15 protein-coding genes are annotated in these 15,921 nt (G+C 72.0%); 12 read left to right on the plus strand and 3 right to left on the minus strand.

Going from position 1 to position 15,921, the window contains the following annotated elements:
• Nucleotides 1-51: 51 nt before the first annotated feature.
• The 5 genes from alc to ACZ4WH_RS28670 all read left to right on the plus strand — a co-directional run bounded on the left by alc (nt 52) and on the right by ACZ4WH_RS28670 (nt 6,495).
• Nucleotides 52-1,167 carry an allantoicase gene (alc, locus tag ACZ4WH_RS28650; RefSeq protein WP_468185811.1) on the plus strand — a complete coding sequence of 372 codons (1,116 nt, stop codon included), beginning with the start codon at nt 52-54 and terminating at the stop codon, nt 1,165-1,167.
• Between the two features lie 135 nt (nt 1,168-1,302).
• Complete coding sequence (locus ACZ4WH_RS28655; protein ID WP_103811753.1) at nt 1,303-2,118, plus strand: AIM24 family protein; 816 nt, start codon at nt 1,303-1,305, stop codon at nt 2,116-2,118.
• A gap of 103 nt (nt 2,119-2,221) precedes the next feature.
• Nucleotides 2,222-2,848, plus strand: a complete 627-nt coding sequence (locus ACZ4WH_RS28660; RefSeq protein WP_468185814.1) for a dihydrofolate reductase family protein — start codon at nt 2,222-2,224, stop codon at nt 2,846-2,848.
• 141 nt (nt 2,849-2,989) lie between these two features.
• Entirely contained in the window at nt 2,990-3,898 is a 909-nt protein-coding gene (locus tag ACZ4WH_RS28665) for a DMT family transporter (protein WP_468185816.1), read from the plus strand.
• A 215-nt stretch (nt 3,899-4,113) separates the two neighbouring features.
• Nucleotides 4,114-6,495, plus strand: a complete 2,382-nt coding sequence (locus ACZ4WH_RS28670) for an MFS transporter (RefSeq protein WP_468185819.1) — start codon at nt 4,114-4,116, stop codon at nt 6,493-6,495.
• 106 nt (nt 6,496-6,601) lie between these two features.
• Here the strand turns inward: ACZ4WH_RS28670 and ACZ4WH_RS28675 are convergent, their stop codons facing one another.
• On the minus strand, nt 6,602-6,988 hold the full coding sequence (locus ACZ4WH_RS28675; RefSeq protein WP_468185821.1) for a guanyl-specific ribonuclease: 387 nt from the start codon (nt 6,986-6,988) through the stop codon (nt 6,602-6,604).
• Nucleotides 6,989-7,107: 119 nt separating this feature from the next.
• On the minus strand, nt 7,108-7,308 hold the full coding sequence (locus ACZ4WH_RS28680; RefSeq protein WP_468185823.1) for a hypothetical protein: 201 nt from the start codon (nt 7,306-7,308) through the stop codon (nt 7,108-7,110).
• A 191-nt stretch (nt 7,309-7,499) separates the two neighbouring features.
• On the opposite strand from ACZ4WH_RS28680, the gene ACZ4WH_RS28685 reads away from it, so the two are divergent.
• The 3 genes from ACZ4WH_RS28685 to ACZ4WH_RS28695 all read left to right on the plus strand — a co-directional run bounded on the left by ACZ4WH_RS28685 (nt 7,500) and on the right by ACZ4WH_RS28695 (nt 10,930).
• A complete protein-coding gene (locus ACZ4WH_RS28685) occupies nt 7,500-8,771 on the plus strand; it encodes a sensor histidine kinase (RefSeq protein ID WP_468185825.1) in 1,272 nt (423 codons plus the stop codon).
• A 179-nt stretch (nt 8,772-8,950) separates the two neighbouring features.
• Nucleotides 8,951-9,634, plus strand: a complete 684-nt coding sequence (locus ACZ4WH_RS28690) for a response regulator (RefSeq protein WP_468185828.1) — start codon at nt 8,951-8,953, stop codon at nt 9,632-9,634.
• A 111-nt stretch (nt 9,635-9,745) separates the two neighbouring features.
• Nucleotides 9,746-10,930: a cytochrome P450 family protein gene (locus tag ACZ4WH_RS28695; protein WP_468185831.1), complete on the plus strand. Its 1,185-nt coding sequence runs from the start codon at nt 9,746-9,748 to the stop codon at nt 10,928-10,930.
• A 64-nt stretch (nt 10,931-10,994) separates the two neighbouring features.
• Here ACZ4WH_RS28695 and ACZ4WH_RS28700 read toward each other — a convergent pair whose 3' ends face one another.
• Complete coding sequence (locus ACZ4WH_RS28700) at nt 10,995-12,011, minus strand: Gfo/Idh/MocA family protein (protein WP_468185834.1); 1,017 nt, start codon at nt 12,009-12,011, stop codon at nt 10,995-10,997.
• Between the two features lie 130 nt (nt 12,012-12,141).
• Here ACZ4WH_RS28700 and ACZ4WH_RS28705 point away from each other — a divergent pair, with 130 nt between their 5' ends.
• From ACZ4WH_RS28705 to ACZ4WH_RS28720, 4 genes are all read left to right on the plus strand, one after another.
• Nucleotides 12,142-12,879: a GntR family transcriptional regulator gene (locus ACZ4WH_RS28705; RefSeq protein WP_468185886.1), complete on the plus strand. Its 738-nt coding sequence runs from the start codon at nt 12,142-12,144 to the stop codon at nt 12,877-12,879.
• A gap of 163 nt (nt 12,880-13,042) precedes the next feature.
• Nucleotides 13,043-14,047 carry a sugar ABC transporter substrate-binding protein gene (locus ACZ4WH_RS28710; RefSeq protein ID WP_468185836.1) on the plus strand — a complete coding sequence of 335 codons (1,005 nt, stop codon included), beginning with the start codon at nt 13,043-13,045 and terminating at the stop codon, nt 14,045-14,047.
• On the plus strand, nt 14,044-15,087 hold the full coding sequence (locus ACZ4WH_RS28715; RefSeq protein ID WP_468185839.1) for an ABC transporter permease: 1,044 nt from the start codon (nt 14,044-14,046) through the stop codon (nt 15,085-15,087). The genes ACZ4WH_RS28710 and ACZ4WH_RS28715 overlap by 4 nt, the downstream gene beginning before the upstream one ends.
• On the plus strand, nt 15,084-15,854 hold the full coding sequence (locus ACZ4WH_RS28720) for an ATP-binding cassette domain-containing protein (protein ID WP_468185842.1): 771 nt from the start codon (nt 15,084-15,086) through the stop codon (nt 15,852-15,854). The genes ACZ4WH_RS28715 and ACZ4WH_RS28720 overlap by 4 nt, the downstream gene beginning before the upstream one ends.
• Nucleotides 15,855-15,921 lie beyond the last annotated feature (67 nt).

The following is a 15,921-nucleotide window of genomic DNA, read 5'->3' on the forward strand; positions in this document are numbered from 1 at the left end:
CCACCCCCCGCACCCGCACCGGCCGACTCCAGAAAGGACCCCCTGATCACCGTGACGGCGATACACAGCTTCACCGGCGACGCGAACCCCTACGGAGGCGGCGACCCGTACGCGGACTACCGCACCGCCGACTTCCCCTTCACCCGGTACGCCAACCTCGCCGACCGGCGGCTCGGCGCCGGTGTCATCGCCGCCAACGACGAGTTCTTCGCCGAGCGGGAGAACCTGCTGGTGCCCGAGCGGGCCGAGTTCGACCCCGAGCACTTCGGGCACAAGGGCAAGATCATGGACGGCTGGGAGACCCGCCGCCGGCGCGGCGCGTCCGCCGAGCACCCGTGGCCGACCGCCGAGGACCACGACTGGGCGCTGGTCCGCCTCGGCGCGCCCGGGGTGATCCGCGGGATCGTCGTCGACACCGCCCACTTCCGCGGCAACTACCCGCAGGCCGTCTCGGTCGAGGCCACGTCCGTACCCGGCTCGCCGTCCCCGGAGGAACTGCTGGGCGACGACGTGAAGTGGACGACGATCGTCCCGCGCACCGCCGTCGGCGGCCACGCGGCGAACGGCTTCGCCGTCTCCGCCGAGCAGCGCTTCACGCACCTGCGCGTCAACCAGCACCCCGACGGCGGCATCGCCCGCCTGCGCGTGCACGGCGAGGTCGTCCCGGACCCCGGGTGGCTCGCGGCCGTCGGCACCTTCGACGTGGTCGCCCTGGAGAACGGCGGCCGGGTCGAGGACGCCTCCGACCTCTTCTACTCCCCGGCCGGCAACACCATCCAGCCGGGCCGCTCCCGCAAGATGGACGACGGCTGGGAGACCCGCCGCCGCCGCGACCAGGGCAACGACTGGATCCGCTACCGGCTGGTCGCCCAGTCCCAGATCCGCGCCGTCGAGATCGACACGGCCTACCTGAAGGGCAACAGCGCCGGCTGGGCCTCGGTGTCCGTGAAGGACGGCGAGGACGGCGAGTGGCGGGAGATCCTGCCCCGCACCCGTCTCCAGCCCGACACCGACCACCGCTTCGTCCTGCCCGAGCCGGCGGTCGGCACCCACGCGCGGATCGACATCTTCCCCGACGGCGGCATCTCCCGTCTGCGCCTGTTCGGCTCCCTGACCGAGCAGGGCGCGAGCGGTCTCGCCGCCCGCCACCAGGAACTGGGCGGCTGATCCCAGCGCCGACGCCCGTGCACGCGCGCGTGGGGCGCCCCGGCCGGACAGCACCGGGGCGCCCGCGCGTCACCCGCGCGGACCCCTGTTCCGGGCTGCCGGAACTCTTCCCTCATGCTTTCGCGTTCTCCCCATGTGACCCTTAAGCAAGAGATCGTCGGCAACGCCATGCAGATGGCGGTCGTCAACCTGCACCCCGGCCAGACCGTGTACTGCGAGGCCGGGAAGTTCCTGTTCAAGACCACGAACGTGACCATGGAGACGCGGCTGTCCGGCCCGTCCGGCAGCGGCGGGCAGCAGCAGGGCGGCTCGGGCGGCGGCATGGGCGGCCTGCTCCGCCAGGCCATGGGCACCGCCATGCAGGTCGGCCAGCGCATGCTCGCCGGTGAGTCGCTGGCCTTCCAGTACTTCACCGCCCAGGGCGGCGAGGGCACGGTCGGCTTCGCGGGCGTGCTCCCCGGCGAGATGCGCGCCCTGGAGCTGGACGGCACGCGCGCGTGGTTCGCCGAGAAGGACGCCTTCGTGGCCGCCGAGTCCACCGTCGACTTCGGCATCGCCTTCGCCGGCGGCCGCACCGGCATGAGCGGCGGCGAGGGCTTCGTCCTGGAGAAGTTCACCGGACACGGCACGGTGATCATCGCGGGCGCGGGCAACTTCATCGACCTGAACCCGGCGGACTTCGGCGGCCGTATCGAGGTCGACACCGGCTGTGTGGTCGCCTTCGAGGAGGGCATCCAGTACGGCGTCCAGCGCGTCGGCGGCCTCAACCGCCAGGGCCTGATGAACGCCGTGTTCGGCGGCGAGGGCCTGTCCCTGGCCACGCTGGAGGGCAACGGCCGGGTGATCCTCCAGTCCCTCACCATCGAGAGCCTCGCCAACGCCCTGAAGAAGGCCCAGGGCGGCGACAAGCAGGGCCCGACCGGCGGACTGTTCTCCACGCACGCGGGCTGAGCAGCGCTCTCCCGGGGGCATGCGGCGGCACCGATGAGTTGCGGGCGTGTGCGGGGTCTGACCTGGTGACCACAGACCCCGCACCCGGAAGAAGGCACCCGCCATGGGCAAGCTCGTCTCCACGGTCTTCGTCACCCTCGACGGCGTCCACCAGGCACCCGGCGGCCCCCAGGAGGACACCGCCGGCGGCTTCCAGCAGGGCGGCTGGAGCTTCCCGCTCGCCGACGACGACTCCGGCGGGTTCGTCACCGAGGTCTTCGCCCGCGCGGGCGGCTTCCTGCTCGGCCGCCGTACGTACGAGATCTTCGCCTCCTACTGGCCGAAGGTGACCGACCCCGCCCACCCGATCGCCGGCAGGCTCAACGCCCTGCCGAAGTACGTCGTCTCCGCCACCCTCCAGGCACCGCAGTGGGCCGGCACCAGCGTCGTCCGGGGCGACCTCGCCAAGGAGGTCGCGGCCCTGAAGGAGAGCACGGACGGCGAACTCCAGGTCCACGGCAGCGGCGCCCTGGTCCGCTCCCTGCTGGACCTGCGGCTCGTCGACACCCTGCACCTGCTGACGTTCCCGATCGTCCTCGGCGCCGGCCGCCGCCTGTTCACGGAGGGCGCCGTGCCCACCCGCTTCACCCACCGCTCCGGCCACGTCACCGGCTCGGGCGTCTCCCTCCAGACGTACGACCTGGCGGGCAGCCCCGAGTACGGGACGTACGACCTCCCCGAAGAGGCCTAGCCAGGAGCCGGCCCGATCCGGAAGAGCGGGCCCTGGCCGCACATGTCTGGCCGAAGATCGTCGCCGCCGGTACGGTGAGCGCGCCCCGTGCGAGCCGCCGATGTCTCCGCACCGCTTTCGGAGACCGGGAGAGCCGTACTCATGTCCTCGCTCGCCGTGCCCGCCGCGCTCGCGCCGCGCCGGGCCTGGCACACCGACCTGCCCGTACTGCTCGTCGCGGTCTGCTGGGGCGCCAGCTACCTCGCGGCGAAGGAGATCACCACCGCCCGGACGGTACTCGCCGTCCTGGTGCTGCGGTTCGCCCTCGCGCTGCCCGCCCTGGTGGTCGCCGGCCGCCGGGCCCTGCGCGCGCTCACCGGCGCCCAGTGGCGCGGCGCCGCCCTGCTCGGGCTGATCCTCGCCGGGATCTTCCTGCTGGAGACGTACGGCGTGGTGCACACCTCGGCCACCAACGCCGGTCTGATCATCAGCCTCACCATGATCTTCACCCCGCTCGCCGAGGCCGCCGTCACCCGCACCCGGCCCACGCCGCCCTTCCTCGGCGCGGCGGCCGCCTCGGTGCTGGGCGTCGTCCTGCTCACCCAGGGCGCCGGCTTCACCCGGCCCTCCCTCGGCGACCTGCTGATGCTGCTGGCCGCCTGCGCCCGCACCGTGCACGTCCTCGCCATGTCCCGGATCAGGGCCGTACAGGGCGCCGGCGCGCTGCCGCTGACGACGGTCCAACTGGGCGCCGCAGTCGCCGTCTTCGCCGTGCTGTCCGCCGCCGGCGGCGGACCGGCGCCGTGGACCGCCGCGACGGGCTTCGGTGCGCGGGAGTGGGCGGGGCTGGTGTTCCTGTCGGCCCTGTGCACGGTGTTCGCCTTCTTCGTGCAGATGTGGGCCGTCCGCCGCACCTCGCCCTCCCGGGTCAGCCTGCTGCTCGGCACCGAGCCGCTGTGGGCCGCCGGCGCCGGCATCGCGCTGGGCGGCGACCGCCTCGGCGCGCTCGGCCTGGCGGGCGGCGCGCTGGTACTCGCGGGGACGGCGTGGGGACGCCGGGCGGCAGGCTGACACGAGCGCGGGTCGCCGCGACAAGAGTGATCGATTCCCTGGTCTGTGACCTGACCCACATCTCCCGAGGGCTGATCGAAACGTTTGAGTTTCGCTGTGGGATTGCCTACCTTTGCTGTACGAAACCGTTTCGGACCGATCGTGGCGGGAACACCGTCGTCCCGCCGGCGCTGACGCGCAACTGAGCAATCCGAGCCCCATGAGGGAGTCCCATCGTGGAAGCCATCCCGGTCGCCACCGTCCAGGCCGGGCCGTCCGGCCAGACCCATGCCCCACCGAGGCGCCGATGGTGGGCACTGGCCGTGATCGGTCTCGCCCAGCTCATGGTCGTACTCGACGCCACGATCGTGAACATCGCGCTGCCGTCCGCCCAGCAGGACCTGGGCTTCGACAACAACGGGCGGCAGTGGATCGTCACCGCCTACTCCCTGGCCTTCGGCAGTCTGCTGCTGCTCGGCGGCCGGCTCGCCGACCTCTTCGGCCGCAAGACGACCTTCATCATCGGCATCGTGGGCTTCGCCGCCGCCTCCGCACTCGGTGGCGCCGCGAACGGCTTCACCATGCTGGTCGTCGCGCGTGCCGTGCAGGGGCTGTTCGGCGCCCTGCTCGCGCCGGCGGCGCTCTCCCTGCTGACCACGACGTTCACCGAACCCAAGGAACGCGCCAAGGCGTTCGGCATATTCGGCGCCATCGCCGGCTCCGGCGCCGCCGTCGGCCTGGTCCTCGGTGGCCTGCTCACCGAGTACCTGGACTGGCGCTGGACGCTGTACGTCAACGACGTCATCGCCGTACCGGCGCTGATCGGCGCGATCGTCTTCATCAGCCGTTCCGTCCCGGCCGAGCGGCCCAAGCTGGACATCCTCGGCGCCGCCCTGGTCTCGGGCGGTCTGTTCGGTGTCGTCTACGGCTTCGCCAACGCGGAGACGCACGACTGGGACAACTGGATGACCTGGGGCTTCCTCGCCGCGGGCGGCCTCCTGCTGGTGGCGTTCTTCCTCTGGCAGACCCGTGCGAAGCACCCCGTTCTGCCCCTGCGCGTCCTGGCCGACCGCGACCGCGCCGCCGCCCTGTCGACCGTGCTCATCTCGTCCGCCGGGATGTTCGGCGTCTTCCTCTTCCTCACCTACTACCTCCAGTCGACGCTGGGCTACTCGCCGGTGAAGAACGGCGTGGCCTTCCTGCCGATGGTCGCCGCGCTGATGGTGATGGCGCAGCTGTCCACCAACTGGCTGGTGCCGAGGATCGGGCCCAAGGTCGTCGTACCCATCGGCATGCTGCTGGCCGTGGGCGGCATGGTCTGGCTGACCCGCCTCGACCTGCACAGCAGCTACGCGCCGCATGTGCTGCCGCCGCTGCTGCTGCTGGGCGCGGGGCTCGGCATGTCGATGCCCGTGGCGATGAGCTACGCCACCCTGGGGGTACGGGCGAGTGACCAGGGCGTGGCCTCCGCGGCCGTCAACACCACACAGCAGGTGGGCGGTTCGATCAGTACGGCGCTGCTGAACACCCTGGCCGCCAGCGCGGCCACCGACTACGCGAAGCACCATCTGACCGACCCCCTGGTCAGGGCGAACGCGGCGCTGCACAGCTACACCGTCGCCTACTGGTGGTCAGCCGGATTCTTCGCCTTCGCCGTGCTCGTCACCGTGCTGCTGTTCCGCGCCAGGAAGAGGGCGAGCATGCCCGCGGAGGCTTCCGAGGCGGGGGTCCAGGCCGAGGGCACGCCCGGTGCCGGGGCCAGGCCTGACGCCAAGGTCACGCCCGGCGCCGAGGTCGTGCCCGGCCCGGAGGCCGCCCGGTGGACCGCCGCAGCCACCCTTCCGGCCGCCGGTGCGGGCGGTGCGGCCGCCGTCCGCGGCCAGGTGCGGGACGGCGCGGGCGCACCCGTACCGCGTACCGCGATCACCCTGCTGGACATGGCGGGTCACCAACTGGCCCGCGCCACCTCCCGGGAGGACGGCTCGTACGCGGTGGACACTCCCGTGCGCGGCGGCGTGGTCCTCATCGGCTCGGCGTCCGGATACCAGCCGCAGGTCGCCACGCTGACCGTCGACGACACACCCGTCTCCCACGACCTGGTCCTCCTGGCCAGCCCGGGCGGCGTGGCCGGCACGGTGCGCGGCGGTGACGGGGAGGTGCTTCCCGGCGCACTGGTGGTGGCCACCGATCAGCGCGGTGACGTGACGGCTTCCGCCACCACCGGAACGCGCGGCGGCTACCGGATCGGCGACCTGGGGCCCGGGGACTACACGCTCAGCGTCAGCGCGCCCGGCCACCGCCCGGCCGCCGTGCCGGCCACCGTCTCCGCCGAGACCACCCGCTGCGACATCCGGCTGTCCACCGCGGCGACCCTGCGGGGGACGGTGCACACCCAGGACGGACGGGCCCTGGAGGACGCCCGGGTGACCCTGATCGACGCCGCCGGCAATGTCGTCGGGACACGCACCACGAGCGTCGACGGGAGCTACTCCTTCACCGACCTCTCCAGCGAGCAGTACACGGTGATCGCCGCCGGCTACGCGCCGGTGGCCACGCAGGTCACCCTGGACGGCAGCCAGGCCGGAGTCGACATCCTGCTCAGCCACAAGGAGGCCTGACCCCGGCCGGCGCACGAAGGGCCTGGGCGGGCCCTGGCGCCGCCTGCCTCGCCCCGCGGCCGGCTTCTCCGGTGGGGGGTGCGCGGGGCGAGGGGTCAGCCGGACGTCAGCAGCCGAAATCGATCAGGTCGAACGTGGCGTAGTGGTCGGAGGTGTAGTAGTCCTCCTGGTACTCGTCACCGGTGACGATGCGTCGGGCGCCGCGCGTGGACGAGCCAGGGGTGATCACCGTGTACTCGTGGTAGTAGCCGGACGGGTGGCTGGGCAGGACGCCTTCCCGGTTCTGGAAGACGGTGCCGTCCTGCGAGTACGGGAACGGCCCGCCCCGCTCGATCAGGTCGAGCGTGTCGTACGCCTGCGAGGGCAGGTCGCTGTAGCAGATGCTGCCGACCGCGGCCGCCGCCGGGGTGGCGGTGACGGTGCCGCCGACGAGCAGGGCGGACAGGACGGCGGCCGCGGCGCCGATGCGCGCGATGCGTGGGGGGAATCTCATGGGCTCATGATGACGCGCGTAGAAGGTGGCATGTCAATGACAACTCCGTAGAATTTCCCGGCAAGTCCGAGGAGTTTTCGGGAAGTTAACCGGGCGCCCGGCACCCGGCGCCCGCCGTCTCAGCCGGACCCCTGGCTCTCCGCGACGGCGAACAGGGCGAACGAGAGCAGTACGAGCGCGACGCTCGCGTACACCTCGTAGCCGTCGAGGAAGCCGATCCGCTGCACGAGACCCACATGCCAGTCGGTGAACTCGTGCACCAGGCCCAGCGCGCCCTGCACTAGGGCGATGAATCCGAGGAATTCCAGTACCTGTTTCACGCTACGACTCTCGCCCCGCGGCCTGCCCCCACGCATCGGCCGCAGGGCCGGAGCGCGGCGTCGAAAGGCGCTGCCCGAGCCGACGGACGGCACCGAAAGTCCACGGCGGCGCGACTTTGGTCGACGAGCCCGGTCGTTCGGTCGGTGATCCCGGAAGCGGGGCGGCGGCGGTGCGTGATCCGTGCGTAGATTTGTCGACCGTGACCACAGACGAACAGGCGCGGGCGCCGCAGGAGTTCGCCGGCCGCCGGTGGCTGTTCCCCTCCGCCCTCGTCCACGAGCTCGACCCGGACGCCGGGGCCTCCGGCCGACGGCCGCGGCGCACGGCGCGCGACTGGGTCGTCGACTTCTCCTGCTTCCTCCTGGCCGTCGTCCTCGGCCTGGCGGCCGCCCAGGGCCTGTCCGAGGAACCCGGCCTGCCGCACTCCCTCGCCGTCCTCGACCAGACGCTGGGCGCCCTGTCCTGCGGCGCGGTCTGGCTGCGCCGCCGGTGGCCCGTCGGGCTCGCCGTCGCGATGATCGCGGTCGGCCTGCTGTCCAACAGTTCGGGCGGCGCCGCGATGGTCGCCCTGTTCACGCTCGCCGTCCACCGGCCCTTCCGGTACGTCGCCTGGATCGGCGGCGTCGACCTCGCGCTCATCCCGCTCTACTACTGGGTGCGGCCCGACCCCGACCTGCCCTACGCCGGCGTCGTCGCGTTCACCACGCTGCTCACCGTGTCCCTCACCGGCTGGGGCATGTTCGTCCGCTCCAAGCGGATGCTGATGCTGAGCCTCAGGGACCGAGCACACCGGGCGGAGACCGAGGCCCGGCTCCGCGCCGAGCAGGCGCAGCGGCTGGCCCGCGAGGCCATCGCCCGCGAGATGCACGACGTGCTCGCCCACCGGCTCACCCTGCTCAGCGTGCACGCGGGCGCCCTGGAGTTCCGGCCGGACGCGCCCCCCGAGGAGATAGCGCGGGCCGCCGGGGTCATCCGGGAGAGCGCCCACGAGGCCCTTCAGGATCTGCGGGAGATCATCGGCGTCCTGCGCGCCGGGGAGTCCGAGGAGCCGTCGGGCGGACGTCCGCAGCCGACGCTGGCCGCGCTGGACGCCCTCGTCGCCGAGTGCCGTGAGGCCGGCATGAAGGTCACCCTCGACCACCGCGTCACCGATCCGGCGGCCGTCCCCGCCTCCGTCGGCCGCACCGCCTACCGCATCGCCCAGGAGGCCCTGACCAACGCCCGCAAGCACGCCCCCGGCACCGAGGTCACGGTCCGCCTCACCGGCACCCCCGGCGACGGTCTGACGATCACGGTGGCCAACCCCGCCCCACCCGCCGAGGTCCCGCCCGTCCCCGGCTCCGGCCAGGGCCTGATCGGCCTGAGGGAACGGGCCACGCTGGCGGGCGGACACCTGGAACACGGCGCGCGTCCCGACGGGGGGTTCGAGGTGCGGGGCTGGCTGCCGTGGCCGCGGGGCTGAGGGCCGCCGGCGTCGTACACCGGCGTGGCCACGCGGGACACCGGCGTACGCACGCGCACGCGTGCCCGTCGGTCCGTACCGGCACGCGCACGCGTGCCCCTCGGTCCGTACCGTTCCCTCCGCTCCGGCTCCCGACCGTTCCCTCCGCCCCGCCTCCCCTCCCGTGATTACGTAACCCCATGACTGCGACGCCGATCAGACTTCTCCTCGTGGACGACGACCCCCTCGTACGCGCCGGTCTGGCGCTGATGATCGGCGGGGCCGAGGACATCGAGATCGTCGGGGAGGCCGCCGACGGCGCGGAGGCCGAGGAACTGGTGCGGCGGACCCGGCCGGACGTCGTCCTGATGGACCTTCGGATGCCGGCGGTGGACGGGATCACCGCGACCCGACGGCTGCGCGCGCGGCCGGACGCGCCGCAGGTCGTCGTGCTCACCACTTTCCATGCCGACGAACAGGTGCTGCACGCCCTGCGCGCGGGCGCCGCCGGCTTCGTGCTGAAGGACACCCCGCCCGCCGAGATCGTCGACGCCGTGCGCCGGGTCGCCGCCGGCGACCCGGTCCTGTCGCCCGCCGTCACCCGGCAGTTGATGCGGCACGCGGCCGGTACCGCCGCCGACGCCCGGCAGACCCGCGCGCGGGAACGGCTCGCCGTCCTCAACGACCGCGAACGCGAGGTCGTTGTCGCCGTCGGCCGCGGTCTCGCCAACGCCCGGATCGCCGCCGAACTCTTCATCAGCGTGGCCACCGTCAAGGCCCACGTCTCGCGCGTCCTCGCGAAGCTCGGCCTGGACAACCGGGTCCAGATCGCCCTGCTCGCCTATGACGCGGGGCCGCTGGAGGACGCCGACGAGGGGCATTAGGCGGCGGCACCGGGCGACAGGTACCGGTCGGCGGGCACTACTCGGACGTCCTGCGCGTTATCCGCGTACCGGCCGCTGTACGGGACCTCGGGACAGTCCACAGGGGGAGACATGGAACGAGTGATCGACCTGACGGAGCACGGCGACGCACTCCGCCGGGACCCGCACCCGGTGTACGCGCGGCTGCGCGAGCGGGGTCCCGTCCACCGGGTCCGGCTCGCCATGCCTGGCGGAGCCTGGGAGACCTGGCTGGTCGTGGGGTACGAGGAGGCCCGGGCCGCCCTCGCCGACCACCGGCTGGCCAAGGACACCGCCAAGACGGGCTTCGTGCCCCTGGACGAGCAGCTGATCGGCAAGCATCTGCTGGTCGCCGACCCGCCGCAGCACACGCGTCTGCGCGGCCTCGTCGCCCGTGCCTTCACCATGCGCCGGGTCGAGCGACTGCGGCCACGGATCCAGCAGATCACCGACGAACTGCTCGACGACATGCTGCCGCGCGGCCGCGCCGACCTCATCGACTCCCTCGCCTACCCGCTGCCGATCACGGTCATCTGCGAGCTGCTCGGCGTCCCCGAGATGGACCGCGCGGAGTTCCGGAAGCTCTCCACGGAGGTGGTCGCGCCGACCGACGCGGACTCCGAGCGCGCGGCGACCGTCCGCCTCGCCGAGTACCTCACCGAGCTGATCGAGGACAAGCGCTGCGCCGGCCCCACCGGCGATCTGCTCAGCGACCTGATCCGCACCACCGCCGAGGACGGCGACCGGCTCTCCGTGCGGGAGCTGCGGGGCATGGCCTACCTGCTGCTCATCGCCGGCCACGAGACCACGGTCAACCTCATCGGCAACGCCGTCCTCGCCCTGCTCACCCATCCCGCCCAACTGGCGGCCCTGCGCGCCGACACGACCCTCCTCGACGGGGCGGTGGAGGAGACCCTGCGCTGGGAAGGGCCGGTGGAGAACGCCACGTACCGGTACGCGGCCGAACCCCTGGAGATCGCGGGCACCAGGATCGGGCGGGGCGACGACGTGCTGATCGGTCTCACCGCCGCCCAGCGCGACAGCGCCCGGTACGCCGACCCGGACCGCTTCGACATCCGCCGCGACACCCGCGGCCACCTCGCCTTCGGCCACGGCATCCACTACTGCCTGGGCGCACCCCTGGCACGCCTGGAGGCCACCACCGCGATCGGCACACTCCTGGCCCGCGCTCCCGGCCTCACCCTGGCCGACGAGCCGGGGGAGTGGCTGCCGGGCATGCTGATGCGGGGGGTGAGAAACCTGCCGGTGCGCTGGTAACGGCACGCGGCGGGCGCCCTCGGGCCATGACGGCTCAGCCGTCCGAGCGCTGTTCCCGCCTCGGCTACAGCGCCCCCACCCCACCCGGCACCTCCGCCAGCGCCACCGGACGCCGTTCGTGGCGGGAACGCTCGCAGGCCTCGGCGATGCGCAGGGCTTGCAGCGCCTCCCGGCCGTCGCACGGGTTGGCTCGCTCGCCGCGGACCACCTCCACGAAGGCGTTCAGTTCGGCCTCGTAGGCGGGGCCGAACCGCTCCAGGAAGCCCGCCCACGGCTTGTCCGCGGGCGGCGGACCGGTCGGTTCGGTGGACGCGAGGGGCGTACGGTCGTCCAGGCCCACCACCACCGTGTCGCGCTCCCCGGCCAGCTCCATGCGGACGTCGTACCCGGCGCCGTTCAGCCGGGTCGCCGTCGCCGTGGCCAGGGTGCCGTCGTCCAGCGTGAGCAGCGCCGCGCCCGTGTCGACGTCCCCGGCCTCCCGGAACATCGCGGGGCCGCGGTCCGAGCCGGTGGCGTACACGTCGGTCACCTCCCGGCCCGTCACCCAGCGCAGCACGTCGAAGTCGTGGATCAGCGTGTCCCGGAACAGCCCGCCGGACAGCGGCAGCCACTCGGCCGGCGGCGGGGACTGGTCGCAGGTCAGGGCCCGTACGGTGTGCAGCCGGCCGAGCCGGCCCGCGCGGACGGCCTCCCGGGCGCCGGCGTAGCCCGCGTCGAACCGCCGCTGGAAGCCCATCTGGAGAACCGTCCCGGCCGTCTCCACCTCGGCGAGCGCGTGCAGTGTGCCCGGCAGGTCCAGCGCGATGGGCTTCTCGCAGAAGACCGGCAGGCCGGAGCGGGCCGCCCGGCCGATGAGTTCGGCGTGGGCCGCCGTCGCCGTGGTGATCACCACCGCGTCCACGCCCCACCGGAAGATCTCGTCCACGCCGGGCGCCGCCGTCTCGCCCAGCCGGTGCGCCAGCGCCTGAGCCCGCGCCGGGTCCGTGTCCGTCAGGATCAGGGATCCGACCTCGCGGTGGCGGCTGAGCGTCCTCGCGTGGAGGGTGCCGATCCGGCCCGTACCGATGACCCCGATGCGCATGGAAACAAAGTGAGGGCGAACCCCGTACGCTGTCAATGCGTATGTCCGGACAACCGGACTACACGACTTCCCGTCAACCGGGCACAGGGCTACGCTCGGGCCCGTGCCGAAACCAGATGTGGACCCGACCGTGCCGCTCGACCTCCGTGTGGACCGTAGCTCCCCGGTGCCGTTGTACTTCCAGCTGTCCCAGCAGCTGGAGGCCGCCATCGAGCACGGCAGGCTCACCCCGGGCAGCCTGCTGGGCAACGAGATCGAGCTGGCCGCGCGCCTGGGACTGTCCCGGCCGACCGTCCGCCAGGCCATCCAGTCCCTTGTCGACAAGGGTCTCCTCGTGCGGCGCCGGGGCGTGGGCACCCAGGTCGTGCACAGCCAGGTCAAGCGCCCGCTGGAACTGAGCAGCCTCTACGACGACCTGGAAGCGGCCGGTCAGCGCCCCGCGACGAAGGTACTGGTCAACACGGTCGTCCCGGCCTCCGCCGCGGTCGCCGCCGCGCTCGGCGTCGCCGAGGGCGGTGACGTCCACCGCGTCGAGCGGCTCCGCCTCGCGCACGGCGAGCCGATGGCGTACCTGATCAACCACCTGCCGCCCGGCCTGCTCGACCTGGACACCGACCAGCTGGAGGCCACCGGCCTGTACCGGCTGATGCGCTCCGCCGGGATCACCCTGCACAGCGCCCGCCAGTCCATCGGCGCGCGGGGCGCGACGGCCGCCGAGGCCGGGCGGCTCGGCGAGGCGGAGGGGGCCCCGCTGCTCACCATGCAGCGCACCACCTTCGACGACACGGGCCGCGCGGTCGAGTTCGGCGACCACACCTACCGCCCGAGCCGCTATTCCTTCGAGTTCCAGCTGCTCGTACGCCCCTGATCGACCGACCGGCTTCGTCGCAATGTCCGGACAATGCGACCCGTGGGGGCTCCCCGGTCATGTCATGGGTGTTCCTCGTGTTCGATACTGGAGCGTTTGGGGCCGCTGAAGCGATCGACGGCCCCTTGCGTATGTACGAACACGGCAAGAAGGGCACGGCCTCGTGGCACGGTTTCGGACCTGGGTAGGCATAGCGCTGGCGGGGGCACTCTCCGTGTCCCTGGCGGCATGCAGCAGCACCGGAGGCAAACGGGCGGAGGACGCCCGCAAGGCCGCCGCCGCCCAGGGCAGGGCGGCGGTGGACACTCCGCGCTGGACCTTCGCGATGATCACTCACTCGGGGGACGGCGACACCTTCTGGGACATCGTCCAGAGCGGCGCCGAGCAGGCCGCCGTCAAGGACAACATCAACTTCCTCTACTCGCACGACGACGAGGCCCAGCAGCAGGCGCAGCTGGTGGACGCGGCAGTGGACAAGAAGGTCGACGCCATCATCGTCACCCTCGCCAAGCCGGACGCCATGAAGGCGGCCGTGGCCCGTGCCGAGAAGGCCGGCATCCCGGTGATGACCGTCAACTCCGGCTCCGAGGAGTCCAAGGCCTTCGGCGCCCTCACGCACATCGGCCAGGACGAGACCGTCGCCGGCGAGGCGGTCGGTGACGAGCTGAACAAGCGCGGGAAGAAGAAGGCCCTGTGCGTGCTGCACGAGCAGGGCAACGTCGGCCACGAGCAGCGCTGCGACGGCGTCGCCAAGACCTTCCACGGCACGCTGCGCAAGCTCTACGTCAACGGCACCAACATGCCCGACGTGCAGTCCGCGATCGAGGCCAAGCTCCAGGCCGACCGGTCCGTCGACTCCGTCGTCACCCTCGGCGCCCCCTACGCCGACACCGCGGTGAAGGCGCGGACGGACGCGGGCAGCAAGGCCGAGATCGACACCTTCGACCTCAACGCCAAGGTGGCGGCCTCGCTGAAGAACGGCACCCTCGGCTTCGCCGTGGACCAGCAGCCGTACCTCCAGGGCTACCAGGCCGTCGACCTGCTGTGGCTGTACAAGTACAACGGCGACGTCCTCGGCGGCGGCCGGCCGGTGCTGACCGGTCCGCAGATCATCACCAAGGAGCAGGCGTCCGCTCTCGCGGAGTACACCGAGCGGGGCACCCGATGAGCGCCGTCACGGACGAGAAGCTGCTCGACGAAAGGATTCTTCAGACCTCCCCGCTGCGGAAGCTGCTGGCCCGCCCGGAACTGGGCTCGGTCGTCGGCGCCCTCGCCGTCTTCGTCTTCTTCGCCTTCGCCGCCGACGGCTTCCTGCGCGCCACGAGCCTCAGCACGGTCCTCTACGCCTCCTCGACCATCGGGATCATGGCCGTACCCGTGGCCCTGCTGATGATCGGCGGCGAGTTCGACCTCTCGGCGGGCGTCCTGGTGACGTCGTCCGCGCTGATCTCCTCGATGTTCAGCTACCAGATGACGGCGAACACCTGGGTCGGCGTGGGCGTGTCCCTGCTGGTCACGCTGGCCATCGGCGCCTTCAACGGCTTCATGCTCACCCGCACCAAGCTGCCCAGCTTCATCATCACGCTGGGCACCTTCCTGATGCTGACCGGCATGAACCTCGGCTTCACCAAGCTGATCGACGGCACGGTCTCCACCAAGACCATCGCCGACATGGAGGGCTTCCCCAGCGCCCACGCCGTGTTCGCCTCGACGATCGGCGTCGGCGGCGTCGACGTCAAGGTCACCATCCTGTGGTGGCTGGGCCTGGTCGTCCTCGCCTCCTGGATCCTGCTGCGCACCCGCACCGGCAACTGGATCTTCGCCGTCGGCGGCAACGAGGACGCGGCCCGCGCGGTCGGCGTCCCGGTCGCCAAGACCAAGATCGGCCTCTACATGGGCGTCGCGTTCGGCGCCTGGATCTCCGGTCAGCACCTGCTCTTCTCCTTCGACGCCGTCCAGTCCGGCGAAGGCGTCGGCAACGAGCTGATCTACATCATCGCGGCCGTCATCGGCGGCTGCCTGATCACCGGCGGCCACGGCAGCGCGGTCGGCTCGGCCGTCGGAGCGCTGCTGTTCGGCATGACCAGCAAGGGCATCGTCTTCGCCGAGTGGAACCCCGACTGGTTCAAGTTCTTCCTCGGAGCGATGCTGCTCCTCGCGACCCTGCTCAACGCCTGGGTCCGCAAGCGCGCGGAGGCGACCAAGTGACACTCGTCGAGCTGACCGACGTCAGCAAGCACTACGGCACCGTCCGCGCCCTGGAAGGCGTCTCCCTGGAGGTCCACCCGGGCGAGATCACCTGCGTCCTCGGCGACAACGGCGCGGGCAAGTCCACCCTGATCAAGATCGTCGCCGGCCTGCACCGGCACGACGGCGGCACCCTGCGCATCGAGGACGAGGAGACGACCCTCTCCTCCCCGCGCGAGGCCCTGGACCGGGGCATCGCCACGGTCCACCAGGACCTGGCCGTCGTCCCCCTCATGCCGGTGTGGCGCAACTTCTTCCTCGGCTCCGAGCCCCGCAAGGGCACCGGCCCCTTCAAGCGCCTGGACACCGACTTCATGCGCCGCACCACCCGCGAGGCGCTGCTCCGCATGGGCATCGACCTCCGGGACGTCGACCAGCCCATCGGCACGCTGTCGGGTGGCGAGCGCCAGTGTGTCGCCATCGCGAGGGCCGTCCACTTCGGCGCGAAGGTCCTGGTCCTGGACGAGCCGACGGCGGCACTGGGAGTGAAGCAGTCCGGTGTGGTCCTGAAATATGTGGCGGCGGCACGGGACGAGGGCCTGGGCGTTGTCTTGATCACCCACAACCCGCACCACGCATACCTGGTGGGGGACAGGTTCGTGCTCCTGAGGAGGGGCACGATGGTGGGCAATTACACACGGGACGAGATAACGCTGGACGAGTTGACCCAGCAGATGGCCGGGGGATCCGACCTGGATGCTCTACGCCATGAACTGCAACGGAGTTAAGGGGCGCGGGGAACTGCGCGAGAAACCACGACGCACCCGCACCCAGCGTCAGACGCGCACTCCCCCC

Source organism: Streptomyces sp. NPDC029138 (genome assembly GCF_055564375.1).